This window comes from Halocatena halophila (genome assembly GCA_027563145.1).
GTDB classification, from domain to species: domain Archaea; phylum Halobacteriota; class Halobacteria; order Halobacteriales; family Haloarculaceae; genus Halocatena; species Halocatena halophila.
Genome location: CP071307.1, coordinates 673,919 through 689,113, shown reverse-complemented (window position 1 = coordinate 689,113; position 15,195 = coordinate 673,919). Strand labels below are relative to the sequence as shown.

The following is a 15,195-nucleotide window of genomic DNA, read 5'->3' as shown; positions in this document are numbered from 1 at the left end:
GCTACGACACCCCGCACCTAACTATCCGTCGGAGGACTCACCGGTTCGCCGGGGAAGAAACAGATACAACACCGTCCCCACGGCTGTGAGTCCACCGAGTCCATATATTGCAACGGTTTCGTATCCGTGATCGAAAAAGAAGCCAACGACCGTCGAACCGGTTGCACCGACGAGAAAGAACACAGTTCGCAACAGTCCCCACACAGTCGCTCGATTGTCAGCGGGGAGCGAGTCGATAAGATAGGCGTTACTCACGGAGTTTATCGCCAGTCGGCTAGAGAGCAGTACCGTGACGATTGCAAGAGGGACTCCCCCGCTAACGGAGGGAAGCACAAACAGTCCCAGCGATGCAACTACTGTTACCCCCATGAGAACGGTGGGATCACCGAATCGGTCGGCAAGCGTGCCACCCAGCGACTGAAACACGGCACCACTGGTGAAAAACAGTGCGTACAACAACGCTGCAGTCGATTGCTCTACACCACCGGCCCGAACGTAGTAAACGGGAAGAAACGCGGTTAACCCCTGTAATACGAACAACAGCACCGTTGCTGCAGTTGTACCCACAATTACTGACCGACGAGTGAGTGCTCCAAGGAGGGTGGACACAGTTAGAGCTGTGGATTGGCGATCTGTGGCGTGCGCCGTTGGTGATTCGATCACACACCAGATTCCACCACCAACGACACCAAGTGGAACGACGAGCCCCAAAACCACAGTTCGCCAGTGGAGTGATGTGAGCAGATGGCTTGCAACCAGTGGAATCACAGCTGATCCGATCGAGCCAATGGCGAGTACGACGCCGATCGCCGTGCCGTCGAACGAGCCGAACGTTTTCGAGAGCACGGTTCCACGTGCTGGCCCATACAGCCCGCTCGCTAGCCCAAACAGCCCACACCCAACGACGAATCCACCAAACGTTGGTGCGACACTCACCCCTACAATTGCCCCGGCAGCCACAAGGAGACTCGTCGTAAGCAGTGTACGTTCGCCGAGCCGATCGGTCAGCGCCCCCGCTGGAAACTGAATCAGAGCGTAGGCACCCCACAGAACCGTGATCGCAATCCCCGCGCTCGTCTCAGAGAGACCAAACGATTGCTGGACAGAGGGAAGCAACACTGGAAACAGATAGCGCCCACCAAGTATCGACAGCCACCCACCGGCCACGACGAGCAACACGAGCCAGCGGCCACCACCGAGAACGTGTTTGGTCCATTGTATCTGCTCGGTATGCGATTCCATTCGAGCGTTGATTCGACCGACGCCATGAAAATCGTGACGAATACCGAACATTGCTGTGGAGGGGTCGACAACCTCAACCCATAACTAACAGAATTAATTATGATATTATTGTCGGGGTGCAGACGATTTACTACCAGGCAATGAGGGCAGCCACAATACAATAGTGTAATGCAACCGTAGTGCGAATATGGAAGCGGTAACTGTGTTGGAACTGGTCGTGCTTGCCACCAACGACCTGGGATTAGTGTTCGTTGGCCTCGGGTTGTTGCTGTCGTTGATCGGAATCGGATGGTGGATGCTCCGACCGCAGGAGCGATCGGCAGAGGAGACAGAAAGCTGGGAATCCAACTCGTCTACAGCCACTGCAACGGCGGAATCAGAGTCCGAAGAAGAACAAACGGGCGGTTTCGTCTTTTCGGACGAAGATACGGGAACGGACACGGATGACGACTCAGATCTGGGTTTCGGAAACAATCAGTGGTAACAAAACGAATGGGTTCCAGAAGATTGTGCGGTCAACTCGCCAGTCACCCATTGGACGAAGCCGACTGCTCCTCGATGAGAATGTCAGCAAGAAGTTCGAGCGGGTGAGTGATCGAATAGCCGGTGCCATGGGACATCTGCATCGCACACGTTGGGCACTCGGTCATCCCTTGCTCACCGGCTGCTGCTTCCATCTCCGCAAACATCGTGTCGCCGATTGCCATTGAATAGTCGTATTTCTCGGCTTTCCAGCCGTACGTCCCTGAAATTCCGGAGCATGAATCGCCGACATCCTCGATCGTCACGCCATCAACGTCGCTGAACAGTTCAACTGCCTGCCGATCGAGTCCTTGATTGCGGGCGTGACACGGGGCATGATAGGCAAATTCCTCTGCATCACCCGCTGTTTCAGCGAGGGCGGCCTCGAGATCCTCATTGAGCCGAAGGTACTCCAGCGCTTCGTACGTGTTCTCACCAACGGAATCGATGCCATCGAGATCGAACAGTTCGGGATACTCCTGTCGAAGCGCCATCGAGCAAGACGTACACGAAGCGATCACGTCGGCACCGTCCGCAATCGCCTCGGCGAGCGACTCGACGTTCGTCTCTGCGTGTCGTTTGGCGTCATCGAGTCGGCCATTCGCAAACATCGGCGTTCCCGAACAGCGCTGTTGTGGGACAAGCACCTCATACCCGAACGATTCGAACACCCGAACCATGGCCTTTCCCACTGCCGGCGTATTGTAGTTCGCATAACAGCCATGAAAGTAGGCCACTCGCTTGTCCGGATTCTCGAGTTGGGCACCGCCGCGTTCGGTCCACCACTCTCGAAACGTCTGGGTGGCAAACGAGGGAAACGACCGCTCGCTGGTGATCCCGAGCACGCGTTCAAGGAGCCAACGCGTGGGCCCGAAATTCGTAAACGCATTTGCAACTCGTGGTAGTTTGCTCGCAAATCGTCCGGCCGTGTAGTAGTTTGCCAGCAGCCGGTTTCGAATCCGCTCACGGAGATCTGAAACTCCGTCTCGAACGATGGACGCCCCGCGTCGAAGCTCTCCTGAACGGAGCGCAGCCAGCGCAGAGCGAACGAAACGCTGATTTTCCACGTACGCGCCGCGTGCCGTGTTGTGCATCTGACTCAACGGGACGGATGACGGACAGGCACCATCACAGCGCATGCAGTTCGAACAGCCCATGATGGAGTCATCAATCTCCGTATCTTCCTTGCGCGTGAGTCGCCACTGTTCTGGCCCCTGGAACTTCGGGCCAGGAAACGACGAATCAACGGAGGCCACCGGACAGACGCTGTCACACGTCGAACACTTATAGCAATCATCAGAGCCCGATCTGAGGTCCTGTTCTGTCGATTCGAACACCGTTACTGGATCGAATGAAGGTGTGTCTTCTGTATCACTCATGGTGAATCAGTTGCTCCGTTCTCCCGCGAGACGACCGGCCCGGACGCCGCTCGTGAGAGAATTTCCGCTCGCTGAGAGTTCCATTGTCACGTCTGTGCCGCCGAGAATGGCACCAGCAGCCCGAAGGTTGTCGTACTCAGGACTCCCCGAATCGTCGTGGGGTTTGAGATCTGCATCCACGGAAACGCCGAACCGAGCAAATGGCTGGTCCGTGTGTGGATTGTCGCCGTACCACTCGGTTCGGTCCTCGGGGTGTGGAACGTGACAGTCGAACACCGATTCCGTGAGCGCAGTGCGGTCGGAGTCGAGTCCTTTGCCGACAAGTCCACCGGTTGCGAGCACGAACTGCGTGGCCTCATACGGGACACTGCTGCCGTTTCGGTCGGTAAACACCCGCCGAATACGGTCACCATCGGCGTCGAACGCCACCACCGGATTGCCCGTCGCCCGATGCACGCCAGCCCGGTCCAACGCGTCGAGGAACTGGTGTTCGAGGCGCTGACCGGGGATACTTGGTGGGCCCATCGGCACTTCGAACACGTCCACACCGAGGAACTGCTCGAGATCCCGGCGAACGTTGGGTGCGTTCTCGAGGCCAAGAAGCGCTGGAAGGCCAACACGCTGTGCCGACTCGAGATGTGACTCGATCCGCCGAGCGAGAGCGATCCGTATCGGCTGTTCTCCAGTGGACGTCGAAACCGACTCGTTCGCATCAAGTGCGTGAACAAGCCGATGGAGCCGTGTGTCCGGCCGATGTGATCCTGGGGCGGAGATCGTTACGCCACGCGTCGGCGCAGGCATCCCGTCCGAAGAAAGCGATGCACTAACATACGGCGCATCGAACGCGCTCAATCGCTCAAAACCGACAAACAACACAGGCGAGCGATCGCTGGCCAGTCCGGCCGCCGTCATCGCTGGATAGCGTGCAGTCGGTTTTATTCGCCCGACGTAGGTTGGAACAAGCGCGTTCGCCGAAGTGTGTCCGCCCGCATAGCTCTCACCAACGACGCGGTCAAACAGGGCGAGTCCGTCGTGAATTGCCTGTGAGCCAACTCGTTGATAGAGATGATGGTTCGGCAGCGACCCCATCGCCTCGAACGGCTCGGCAACGATCTCACCCGCAGGGGTGTATCCCAGCACATCGATCAGCCCGCTTGCTTGCCTGAGCGTGCTCTTTTTGTGCGACAGCAGTCGAACGGACGCCCCAGTTTCAGCAGCTGCGAGCGCACTCGTCATGCCAGCCAGTCCGCCGCCGATTACACACACGTCCGATTCAATCGCCACGCTCATCACCCCCATCGAACCGTTCGAACGCTACCGTCGGCGAAGATTCCGTCTGCGATTGGGCCCGGTTCATCGTCGTTGCGTGTAAATACCGTGTGAGCATGGCTTGTGAGAGCTGTTCGCCCCACAGCGCGTGGCGTTGTCCCCGCCAGCGCTCTTCGTACAGCGCTTCGAGTGAAGTGCGTACTGTCTCGACAGTGTGATCGGGGTGTAACAGCGCTGCCATCCGGTGAGCACAGAAACAGCCCTGACAGTTGCCCATCGACGCACGCGTTCTGATCCGGACTGCATTCAGATCGGTGCCTACCTCCGTAATTGCGTCCTCGAGTTCGGCCCTGGTGACGGCCTCACAGCTGCAGATCACCGGATTGGGATCGCTCGTTGAAAGGACCGACGACGACCGACTACCCAACCGTTGGACGCTCCGGCGGGCGATCGGTGATCGGAGCTCGAACGACTCCATCGCTTCTTGCAGGTGCATTGGGTTTTCACTTCCTGGAAGCGCCACGTCTGCAGTCCGACAGACGCCATCCACTCCGATCCTGTCACAGACGTGATCGGATATTCGTTCGGCCATCAATCGATAGGTAGTGAGTTTACCCCCAACGATCGAGGTCATTCCAGCCAACCCGTCACGGTCGGCGTGATCAAGCAAGAAAAACTGCCGCGTGATGTCCGTGGGATCGCTGGTCTTCGTTTCGGGGGGTTCATACAGCGGCCGCACCCCCCAGAACGACCGAAGTGTACGCGCCTCATCGAGGATGGGAACGAGCTCTGAGAGCGTCTCGATCATCGTCTCGACTTCCCACTGCGTTTCGGGAAACGCATCCGGGTCATCCACCTCCACGTCGGTCGTTCCGAGGATGCACGCCGTTTCGTGTGGGACGATGATATCCGCGTCGCCCTTTGGCCGACAGCGATTGATCACTGTATCGACCTGGCGACAGTTCATCACCGTCATCGCTCCTTTCGAGGGCCGCACGGCGATATCGACGCCCGCCATGGCACCGATCTGTCCGGCCCACGCACCCGTCGCATTCACGACGTGCGTCGCCTTGATGCGTTCTGTCGAACCGGTCATTCCGTTATCGTTCGAATGTGTTATCTCGACGCCGACGACTCGATCTCCATCGAGAAGCAGATCGGTGACTTCGGCATGAGTTTCGATTCGAGCGCCGTGTTCTCGAGCCGCAGCCGCATTTGCCACACACAGCCGAAACGGATCGATCGCGGCGTCTGGGACGCGTATTGCCCGCTCGATATCGTGAGCGAGATACGGCTCGATGGCTCTTGCTTGTTCGGCACTGAGGAGTTCGGTCGGTATATCACACGCAGAACAGCCAGCCAGCTTCCGTTCGAAATACTCCTCCGAGTCGCCCGGCTTTGAAACGAACAGGCCGCCAGTCGGTTCGACACAGTGGCTTGCGATCTCACGGAGTATCCGATTTTCAGAGATACATTCTGCCGCACTCTCTCGGTCCGAAACTGCATACCGACCACCGGAGTGGAGCAGCCCGTGCATCCGACCGGTGGTTCCATCGGTGAGCGTCCCGCGTTCAACGAGCGTGACTGCGACACCACGCATGGCGAGGTCTCTGGCGATGCCACAGCCGGTCGAACCACCACCGATAACGAGCACCTCGGTTTTCGTATCCATCGAATTGTCCGTGGGTTAGTGCCGACGCACTTTATTTTACCGATGGATGTATACCAGCCGTAACTATCATTCGGGCCGAGTCAAGTTGCGATGGAGCATCGAGTGCTCAAGACTTATAGCTGATTGGTCCAAGCATCGATAACGACAGTCGGACACCCGAGATCCGACGGGGCGAAATGGGACAGACAGGGCCACTCACGAGACCGTCCGACGGACGGATTCGACTGGAACGCACGCAACTGGGCTATCAATGAACCGCTCGATGGATCTTCAGTCGAGAATTCGTCGACGGGCAGAATCGAGCACCGAGACGCGACTTATCCAGGAGTACGAACCGATCAGTCCGGTTGCACACATAGAAGAACCCATCGGACGGGGGGCGATAATCGAACGGATGCTCGACTACCTCGAGCCGATTTTCGACGGACAGCTTCCGTCGAACGCCTACATCTGGGGACCGGCTGGGAGCGGTAAGTCAGCGATCGTCACGGCACTGTTTCGTGGGATCCGACAGTGTCGATCCCACACTGACGCCATCATTCACACGGCAACCCGTGTCGAATCGACGACGACGCCTGCGCTGGTCTATGTGGACTGCCGGACTGCGAGCACGGAATTTGGCGTGTATCAGTCGATACTCGATGCCGTGCTCGAGGACGTTCCCAAAAATGGCGTTGGGACAGAACGACTACGCGACAGCCTCCAGGAGTATTTAGGCGCTACGGAGAATGCTCTGCTCGTCGCGTTCGATCACGTCGATGAGCCAGGAGCGCACGACCTTGCCACACTTGAGCGTGCATTCGACGATGTCGCGGATGACCTCTCCTGGATGGCAATCGCCAGAGTACCGCCCACCCGGCCGGTACGTTCCGAAGTCCAAATTGAACTGCCAGCCTACCGCGATCCCGTTATGGTTGATATACTAACACAAAGAGCCTCAAACGGGCTGGCCCATCGTGCGATAGCACACGAACAGCTGCGAGAGATCGCTGCCTGGAGCGATGGCAACGCACACGACGCCCTTTGTGCACTGTTCTGTGCGGCTGACATCGCCACCGCAACTGGCACAGCCACTATTCGTGACCGGGATCTCCATGCCGGGATGGACAGCGTTCCGAAAGGAACAGCCGCCCTCGGACGAGTCCTCGCGCTCGCAGAAAATCGACGGCGGGTGTTGCACGCACTCATCGAAAGCGATCAAGGAGAACGTGCACCGATCGAAACCACGGCTACCTCGATCGCAGACCATCCCGACGTTGCGCTTTCACCCAGTACAGTCAAGCGACTGCTGTATGAGCTGGCCGACAACGGTATCGCACACCGAGTCCAGATCGAGACAACAGACGAACGGGCTGGTCGAACACCGAGTACCATCGAACCACGGTTCCCAACGCGCGTTTTTCGCCGTCTCGATGGACTATCGACGCAACCGTCTGTGGATTCGCACTGACCGATCCTGTCCGCCCGATCAGTGTCGAAGGTATTTTCTCACGATAGATTTATACTGATAGAACATGCTGGTTACGCTCGAAGCCATGGTACGGATAAAAAATTCTCGGCGACTGGACCGAATCACCCGAGGTGACCGATGAGCGACGATACGTACGTGGGTGCGATCGATCAGGGAACGACCGGCACACGGTTTATGGTGTTTGACCACGATGGCCACGTGATCGGTGAGGCCTACGAAACACACGAGCAGTTCTACCCAGAACCGGGATGGGTAGAACACGACGCCGAAGAGATATGGGAGCGGACCCGGTCGGTCGTCCTCGCAGGAATCGACGACGCTGGCATTGACGCCGAGCAACTAGAGGGGCTTGGGATCACAAACCAGCGTGAGACCACCCTGGTGTGGGACCGCAAAACGGGTGCGCCGGTGTACAACGCCATCGTCTGGCAGGACCGACGAACGACCGAACGGATCGAAACGCTCGAAGCCGCCGATTCCGATGAATCGATTCGCGCGACGACCGGCCTCGAACCCGACGCGTACTTTTCGGCGTCGAAAGTAGAGTGGCTACTCGATTCGGTCGACTCCGAGACCGACCACGACTCGTTGCGAGACCGTGCACGGGCTGGCGAGCTCTGTTTTGGGACGATCGACTCCTGGCTGATCTGGCAGTTGACCGGCGAGCACATCACTGACGCGACAAACGCGTCGCGAACGATGCTGTTCGACATTCACGAGCTGGCCTGGGACGATGCCCTCCTGTCGGAGTTTGGCGTTCCCCGCGCGATGTTACCCGAGGTCCGTCCGTCTGCCGACAGCGACTATTACGGGACGACCGACCCAGATGGCTTTCTTGGTGCGGAGATTCCTGTTGCTGGTGCGCTTGGCGACCAGCAGGCAGCACTGTTCGGACAGACCTGCTTCGATCCAGGTGACGCGAAAAACACGTATGGGACCGGCTCGTTCTTTCTTCTCAACACCGGAGACACCGCCGTCGAGAGCGACCACGGACTGCTGACGACGGTCGGATTTCAGCGATCTGGCGAGCCAGTACAGTATGCGCTTGAGGGCTCGATATTCATCACCGGAGCGGCAATCGAGTGGCTCGAAGACGTTGGCCTGATTTCGAACGCCAGTGAGTCGGCCGCGCTGGCACAATCAGTCGACTCCACGGACGGAGTCTATTTCGTTCCGGCGTTTACTGGCCTTGGGGCTCCACACTGGGACGGCAGAGCACGCGGGACGATCGTCGGACTGACTCGTGGAACGACCGACGCACACATCGTCCGTGCGACGCTAGAATCGATCGCGTTTCGGACGCGTGACGTTGCCGAGGCGATGGCTGCCGACGCCGGCCTTGAGATCTCGAGTTTGAAGGTCGATGGGGGCGCGGTGAAAAACGACTTTCTCTGTCAACAGCAGGCGGATATCGTCGGAACTTCGATTGACAGACCGGCAGTTGATGAGACCACGGCACTCGGTGCGGCCTACGCCGCCGGCCTGGCAGTTGGCTACTGGAACGACCTGGATGAGCTCCGCGACAACCGGCGGGTTGACCGGACGTTCACGGCCGATGACGACGGGACGGCAGACGACCGATACCAGCGCTGGACGGACGCGCTCGAACGTGCCCAGGACTGGGCACAGGAGCACTGACCGATGCTGGGTCTGCAGGTGGCGATTATGGGCAATGGAGTCGAAACCATGCTCGTACTCGCTATCACGGCGCTCGCTGGCGGTGCATTCGGTGCGGCGATCGGTGCGCTTCCGGCGTTCGTTTTTACCGGATTCGTCGTCTTTCTTGGCGAAGGACTAGAAATTCTTGAGTCGTCCGTGGGGTCGCTCGCAGGAATTGAGGCAACTGCGCTCGACGTTGGCCTGACGGGATCAATCGGCTTTGGTGTGGTGTTTGGCCCGCATGTTGCGTTCGCCGGCGGCGTTGCGGCCTCGGCATACATGGGCAAACAGTATCCTGAACAGGAGCCCAATGGCTGGGACTACCACCCGGGAAAGGTGATCACGGAGGCGTATGGCACACAGCCGGACATCCTCGCCGTCGGTGCGGCCTTTGGACTGCTAGGTCACGTGATCGAGCGCCTTGCCGTCGCCAGTTCGATTCCAACCGATCCCATTGCCCTCTCGGTCGTCGCGACGGCACTGCTTGCGCGACTCGCCTTTGGATACCCCCTGATTGGGACGCCAGCGGGTGATTCCTGGTTCGATATGCGCCCGTTCCAGAACGGTGACCGTCAACCGCTGACTGACGGTGGCACCGAACGAACTCGGCTGGCCACCGAGCCATGGCTCGCACATCAGTATCGCTGGTCTGGCGTTACCACAATCGGCATCATCGGCGGGCTCCTCGGCGGCTACATCTGGATGGAAACCGGGAGCATATTTCTCGGCTATGCGCTCTCAACGATGAGTCTGACCTTTTTGACGCTTGGCGTGGCGAAAATTCCTGTCACTCATCACATCACGTTGCTCGGTTCCGTCGGGGCAGTACTCGCCGCAGAGCTGACCGGGAGTGTGGTTCTCATCCTCCTCGTTGGCGGATTGTTCGGAACGATTTCGGGGCTCATCGGAGAAATAACACAGCGAGTGTTGTATGCCCACTCTGGAACACACGTTGACCCACCGGCGATGGCGATCACCGTGTGTATGGTAGTTGTTGGTGTTGGGGCCCTGCTGGGAGTTATCCCAACCGCCGCCTATCTGTAGCCGAGCAGTTCACCAGTGCCATCCGATCGGCTGCGGGATGGTATCTCCCAGAGAGATGGTGAGTCGGCTCAGGCCAGTGTGTTGTTGTAGATCGTGTTGTAATGGGAGTACTGATCGTCGATGATTGGTGCTTCGTGGTTGTTCACGATCTCGTTGTGGGCAACAGTGTTGTTGTTGGCATCGCCAAGCTGTTCGCCAACGGTGTCATTGCTCCCGCGCAGGACGACACCCGAGCCGTTGTTCTGAGAGATCGTGTTGTGTGTGAGCAGATTGTTACTGGCGAAATGGAGATACACACCGTGATCGCCGTTGGAGTGGACTCGGTTGTTCGCCACAGTGATGTTGAGCTTGTTGGCACTCGGGGTCTGTCCCGGAGAGATATGCAGTCCTTTCCCGTTGTTGTTATTAATGGTGTTATCCACAACACGGCTGTCGTCCGATTTGCCGACTGAAACACCGAGTCCGTTTCCGGAAATCTTGTTGTCGGCAATTAAACTATTGTACGAAGTCCCACCCACACTGAGGCCAGTTTCGGTGTTGTGTTCGACAGTGTTGTCTCGGACTGTCGAATTGGGAGAGTCATGCAGATACATTCCGTCTCCATTTCCTTTGATCACGTTGTCAGTTACTGTTGCTCCCTCCGCATTCTGTCCACTAATCGCTTGTCTCGTGTTCTGTGCGATTTTTGAGTCAGTAATTGTGATCCCGGAGGCGCTGGCGATATCGATTCCATCCATGTTGGAGACGGTCTGAACGTTCGTAATCGTGGTGTCTGCATCCCAGACGTAAATCCCGGCCCCAAAGTCCGATATCGTCACGTCACGTACTGTAACGTTGCTCGAACGGGAGGACGACGTTTCGATCCCGATCGATTGCAATGTATCAACACCATCGAGGGTGTGGCCGTTGCCGTCGAATGTCACGTCATCTGCCTGGATCGAGATGCACGGATCCCGATCTTTGTTGATGAGATCTGTCGTCAGCTCGTACGATCCAGACGACGTAATTACAGTACAGGAATCAATCGTCTCAGTGCCGTCCGGGCCGTGGCAACGCCAGATGGGATGCCTATCAGCGCTACCAGTACCACAACCCCTACTACAGCTAACTTTGCTCGTATCATACTGCACCAGCGACTATCTAGAGTATTCCCATTGTTAACCTCTGTCTACTGTAAGAATAATAATGTTGGCGGCCGATTCGGACGCTCACAAACGCAGTGAGGCGTACCGTCGATACTTCCATCGGTCCATTCGAGGTATCGTCCGTCGTGTTAATATCGAACGAAATTCAGGGGGTACCTCCGCCGTGAACCTCGCTCAAGGCGGAGGATGCAGAACGGACCAGAACGACACACCTTCGAATTTTGTGAGATATGGACCACCGAGCTGCGTCTTTGGTCGGGTGTCGAGTGGTTGAACGTTCGGATTTCCACGAAATAGATCGACGACCGACATGAACGCCGGCGACGGTGTCGAATCAGTGGCGACAGTGAAGGCGTCCTTGCTGACTGCCGTCTGGACGATGGCACGGGCGTCGTCTCCGAGCCCGGACAGAGAAAAAATGAACCGGGCCCGCAATCGGCTGTCGTATTCGGTGCTGGTTCCAATCCGCGTTGGGGTATACATGAACCGTTTGACCGTAACCTCACCCAGGCGTTCAATCCTGACGGCAACTATTGTGCTATCATCCCACGAAATATACGAATACTCCGGTCCAGAAACTAGCACGGACCGTTGGCGTTTCTCATCAGTGTAGAGAAACGTCGAGGCGACACCGAATGTGTCACCCTCCGCTACTCCAATTTTGCGTAACTGAGCTCGTATATTGCATCTTTGTGGAAGTAATGCGCTCCGTCCGCAAACGGTGGCCGAACGCTCTCGACAACGGATGAATCTCGAAGAAACTGCACGAGGTCCCTGGACGTGTATCCGGTGAGTTGCCGTGACCTGATGGTGGGAACTATCCAAGATGAGAGCTCGACCGCATCCAGTGGCGTCATTCGAAGACTGGCAGTTGACGGAGTTCCAACGGGCGCGCTAAACTGCGTAAAGATGGCTGCACAGCCAGCCACAGCCCCGATCACGGCTGTGCCAACGCTCGTGAGTACCGTCCGTCTGTGCATGTTATAAAGTAGCACTACACACGATCGTGTAGGCCTTGTGGCGACCAACGGAACACCCGTTCTCACCGTCATCTCCTGTGTCCTGGTACCGAGCGCCAATTATTAGGCTGTCCTAAAAATCGAAAGCGTATTATTTTCTTAGGTAAGCCTAAAAACATGGACGGAACGAAGCGCCCCAACTGGCGTCCAACTCGAAGAGCATATCTGGCAACCGGGTTCACGGCCCTTGGAACGGTTCTTGCTGGCTGTACGGGCGATTCGAGCGGACCGACGACCGGCACTGATTCGAACGCAAACGACGATACCGACGAGTCATACTCGGTGTCGATCGAGCCGATGGGTACGGTGTCGTTCGATTCAGTCCCACAGACGTGGGTGGCAAACAATGGGAGCTGGGCAGATATGGGAATCGCGCTCGGTCTCGAGCCGCCAAAAGGCGTGTGGCTGACCGATCGCTATCACACGCAGTACTACGACGCGATCCCGGCGGTCTCCGTTTCGACAGAGGAGATGGTGTCGCTGTATCAGGATGGGGTGAGCAAAGAGCGGTTTTACGACCTGGACGCAGACGTTCACGTCATCGATCCCAACTTCCTGATGAATCGGTTCAAGGGATGGGAAAAATCTGACGTGGACGAGATTCGCACCAACGTCTCGCCATTTTTCGGCAACAGTACCTACGCCCAGCATTACCCCTGGCACGAGGAGTATCGGTATTACACTCTGTACGAGGGGTTCGAAAAGCTCGCGCAGGTGTTCAGACGAACCGACCGCTATGACGCGTTTGTGAACCTGCACGACGACTTTCAAAACACACTCAAGCCGATCGTCAATGAACGATCCACCCGGGCAGGGGCAGTGCTCTGGGGCACTGGTGACACTCCCAAAGAGTTCTACCCCTACCGCATCGGGAATGGAACTGGATTCAAACATCTGCGCGATCTGGGCGTCTCGGATGCACTGGCAAACAGCGACGTCAGCGACTTCCATGGCAGTCGAACCGCAGTCGACTTCGAAACCATTCTGGAAGTCGACCCAGAAGTGTTGTTGCTCCGTGGCTACGAAACAAAAACAGCTTCGGAGTTTCAGAATACCGTCGTAACGTTTCTCGAATCGCATCCAACGGCGAGCGAGCTAACGGCGGTTTCGAACGGCGATGTGTATCGAGCGGGTGGACTCTATCAGGGCCCAATCACGAATATGGTCCTCACCGAACGGCTCGGCAGTGCACTGTTCAATATCCAAAAAGACCTGTTCGATCGTGACCGCGTGGGGGCAATCGTTAACGGGGAGTTCTGAGCCATTCGAGAATGCGGTCCTGACGACCGACGATGAGTGGCTACGTGGTAGTAGCACCCAACAGATCAGTGTATCACCACTAATCACGGAGTAGTTCACCTCCGAACACGGCCAATAGGGAGTACTTACCTGGTCGTTCCATTCCCGAATTACAACCAGCGCCACCCCATTCAAGCACGCAACGGCTAGCCACTCGGCGGTGTCCACACAGGCGTGAATCGAACGTGTTTGAAACACCCTCGGTTAGGGGCCATAAAATCACCGATCGGTGCAGTAAGTCCCGAACATCGTCTAGTAAGGAGGACGTACTGAAGTATATCCCTACCAAAGGATCACCTGGTAGTTTGGGATGACATCACACTGGGATGAGGTCAGCTTCGTGCTGGCCTCCACGTACCGAGTCGCTGTTCTCGAACGACTGATGACCGGTCCGGCAACACCGTCACAGCTCGCGAGCGACACTGACGTATCCATGTCACACATCTCGCGCGCACTCAGCGAGCTTCGCGACGAAGACCTCGTCGAACTGCTCGTCTCCGACGACCGGAAAAAAGGCCGGGTGTACGGCATCACTGACCACGGGAACGAGATCTGGGACACGATCGAAGCCGAAAACCTCGCCTGAGGACGGCTACGATTCGGTTTCAGAACGCTCGATCGATTCAGAGGCGCGCCGATAGAACGCAATGTGGAACGTCGACAGGACGGGCACGACGACCGCAGCAATAAGGAGGGTTACTAAAAACGCAAACAGGGCCAACAACGGTGAGGGATCCACCTGAGACATCACGAGGGAAACGACGAGAACCGTACCGATCATCGAGACGAAATAGACGATACCTCCGACGATATCGTATCCGATCGTACTGAGGATATTGTTTTTCACGACGCGATAGCTACGAGAAAACGAACTGCCGACCGAGCTATCATCGACCACAGTAGCAGCGTAAACGAACTGGAAAATGAATCCAAAAATCATGTACAAACCAACAATAAACCAGTATGCAAGAATCATACTCATAATAAACGTGACAAATGACTCGCTGCTACCCGAATCGAGTGTGCCAAGCAGGGCAATCGAACCAAACAGCTGAGCCATCACTGATATCGCAAAGAGAACCACCCAACTCACCAGTGCGATGACGAACACGTCCACGAAATTTGCCTTCCCCTCGTCGAGAAACGTCGATAACGAGGTCGAACCGTCCAGTGCCTCGTTGCACATCCCCAGAAGCCCACCGATTGCGTACGTGAAAAAGGCAATATTGAGCAACATCCAGAAGAACGAAAATATGAAAAATATTATTTGACCAATTGCTGCCACGATTCCGAACGGGATCATCGCCAGAACGAGCAAAATAGGAACGGCGACCAAAATCGGATTGTTTCGCACGGCATCGATCGACTCGGTGAAGGCGTCGATTACTACCATATTAGTAATCTATTCTATGTTATTATAAATCTAATTGGTACCATTACCATTTCATTAAATATATTCTAATTACAGTTAGAA

At 56.7% G+C, this 15,195-nt stretch carries 14 protein-coding genes; 6 read left to right on the top strand and 8 right to left on the bottom strand.

Annotation, left to right across the window (positions count from 1 at the left end; all coding sequences use genetic code 11):
* Nucleotides 1-21: 21 nt before the first annotated feature.
* Entirely contained in the window at nucleotides 22-1,242 is a 1,221-nt protein-coding gene (locus tag JXQ78_RS17140; RefSeq protein ID WP_330633060.1) for an MFS transporter, read from the bottom strand.
* 187 nt (nucleotides 1,243-1,429) lie between these two features.
* Between JXQ78_RS17140 and JXQ78_RS17135 the strand changes: the two genes are divergently transcribed.
* Entirely contained in the window at nucleotides 1,430-1,726 is a 297-nt protein-coding gene (locus JXQ78_RS17135; RefSeq protein ID WP_330633059.1) for a hypothetical protein, read from the top strand.
* Nucleotides 1,727-1,769: 43 nt separating this feature from the next.
* On the opposite strand, the gene JXQ78_RS17130 is transcribed toward JXQ78_RS17135, so the two are convergent.
* Genes JXQ78_RS17130 through glpA form a run of 3 tightly spaced genes read right to left on the bottom strand, consistent with a single transcriptional unit; the run spans nucleotide 1,770 to nucleotide 6,084 of the window.
* The gene (locus tag JXQ78_RS17130) at nucleotides 1,770-3,143 is read right to left on the bottom strand and encodes an anaerobic glycerol-3-phosphate dehydrogenase subunit C (RefSeq protein WP_330633058.1); all 1,374 of its coding nucleotides are present in this window, start codon (nucleotides 3,141-3,143) and stop codon (nucleotides 1,770-1,772) included.
* Between the two features lie 6 nt (nucleotides 3,144-3,149).
* Nucleotides 3,150-4,427 (bottom strand): glycerol-3-phosphate dehydrogenase subunit GlpB, encoded by a 1,278-nt coding sequence (glpB, locus tag JXQ78_RS17125; protein WP_330633057.1) that lies wholly within the window; start codon nucleotides 4,425-4,427, stop codon nucleotides 3,150-3,152.
* A complete protein-coding gene (gene glpA, locus JXQ78_RS17120) occupies nucleotides 4,417-6,084 on the bottom strand; it encodes an anaerobic glycerol-3-phosphate dehydrogenase subunit GlpA (RefSeq protein ID WP_330633056.1) in 1,668 nt (555 codons plus the stop codon). The genes glpB and glpA overlap by 11 nt, the downstream gene beginning before the upstream one ends.
* A 262-nt stretch (nucleotides 6,085-6,346) precedes the next feature.
* On the opposite strand from glpA, the gene JXQ78_RS17115 reads away from it, so the two are divergent.
* The 3 genes from JXQ78_RS17115 (at nucleotide 6,347) to JXQ78_RS17105 (ending at nucleotide 10,258) form a co-directional block, all read left to right on the top strand.
* Nucleotides 6,347-7,534: a Cdc6/Cdc18 family protein gene (locus JXQ78_RS17115; RefSeq protein ID WP_330633055.1), complete on the top strand. Its 1,188-nt coding sequence runs from the start codon at nucleotides 6,347-6,349 to the stop codon at nucleotides 7,532-7,534.
* 138 nt (nucleotides 7,535-7,672) lie between these two features.
* Nucleotides 7,673-9,193, top strand: a complete 1,521-nt coding sequence (glpK, locus tag JXQ78_RS17110) for a glycerol kinase GlpK (protein WP_330633054.1) — start codon at nucleotides 7,673-7,675, stop codon at nucleotides 9,191-9,193.
* Between the two features lie 27 nt (nucleotides 9,194-9,220).
* A complete protein-coding gene (locus JXQ78_RS17105) occupies nucleotides 9,221-10,258 on the top strand; it encodes a hypothetical protein (RefSeq protein ID WP_407934062.1) in 1,038 nt (345 codons plus the stop codon).
* A 68-nt stretch (nucleotides 10,259-10,326) separates the two neighbouring features.
* Here the strand turns inward: JXQ78_RS17105 and JXQ78_RS17100 are convergent, their stop codons facing one another.
* From JXQ78_RS17100 to JXQ78_RS17090, 3 genes are all read right to left on the bottom strand, one after another.
* Nucleotides 10,327-11,181 (bottom strand): right-handed parallel beta-helix repeat-containing protein, encoded by an 855-nt coding sequence (locus JXQ78_RS17100; RefSeq protein WP_330633052.1) that lies wholly within the window; start codon nucleotides 11,179-11,181, stop codon nucleotides 10,327-10,329.
* 396 nt (nucleotides 11,182-11,577) lie between these two features.
* A complete protein-coding gene (locus JXQ78_RS17095; RefSeq protein ID WP_330633051.1) occupies nucleotides 11,578-11,886 on the bottom strand; it encodes a hypothetical protein in 309 nt (102 codons plus the stop codon).
* A 167-nt stretch (nucleotides 11,887-12,053) separates the two neighbouring features.
* Complete coding sequence (locus tag JXQ78_RS17090; RefSeq protein WP_330633050.1) at nucleotides 12,054-12,383, bottom strand: hypothetical protein; 330 nt, start codon at nucleotides 12,381-12,383, stop codon at nucleotides 12,054-12,056.
* A gap of 156 nt (nucleotides 12,384-12,539) precedes the next feature.
* On the opposite strand from JXQ78_RS17090, the gene JXQ78_RS17085 reads away from it, so the two are divergent.
* Both JXQ78_RS17085 and JXQ78_RS17080 read left to right on the top strand, forming a co-directional pair.
* Nucleotides 12,540-13,682: an ABC transporter substrate-binding protein gene (locus JXQ78_RS17085; RefSeq protein WP_330633049.1), complete on the top strand. Its 1,143-nt coding sequence runs from the start codon at nucleotides 12,540-12,542 to the stop codon at nucleotides 13,680-13,682.
* Between the two features lie 349 nt (nucleotides 13,683-14,031).
* On the top strand, nucleotides 14,032-14,307 hold the full coding sequence (locus tag JXQ78_RS17080; protein WP_330633048.1) for a winged helix-turn-helix domain-containing protein: 276 nt from the start codon (nucleotides 14,032-14,034) through the stop codon (nucleotides 14,305-14,307).
* Nucleotides 14,308-14,313: 6 nt separating this feature from the next.
* On the opposite strand, the gene JXQ78_RS17075 is transcribed toward JXQ78_RS17080, so the two are convergent.
* The gene (locus JXQ78_RS17075; RefSeq protein ID WP_330633047.1) at nucleotides 14,314-15,114 is read right to left on the bottom strand and encodes a DUF7847 domain-containing protein; all 801 of its coding nucleotides are present in this window, start codon (nucleotides 15,112-15,114) and stop codon (nucleotides 14,314-14,316) included.
* Nucleotides 15,115-15,195 lie beyond the last annotated feature (81 nt).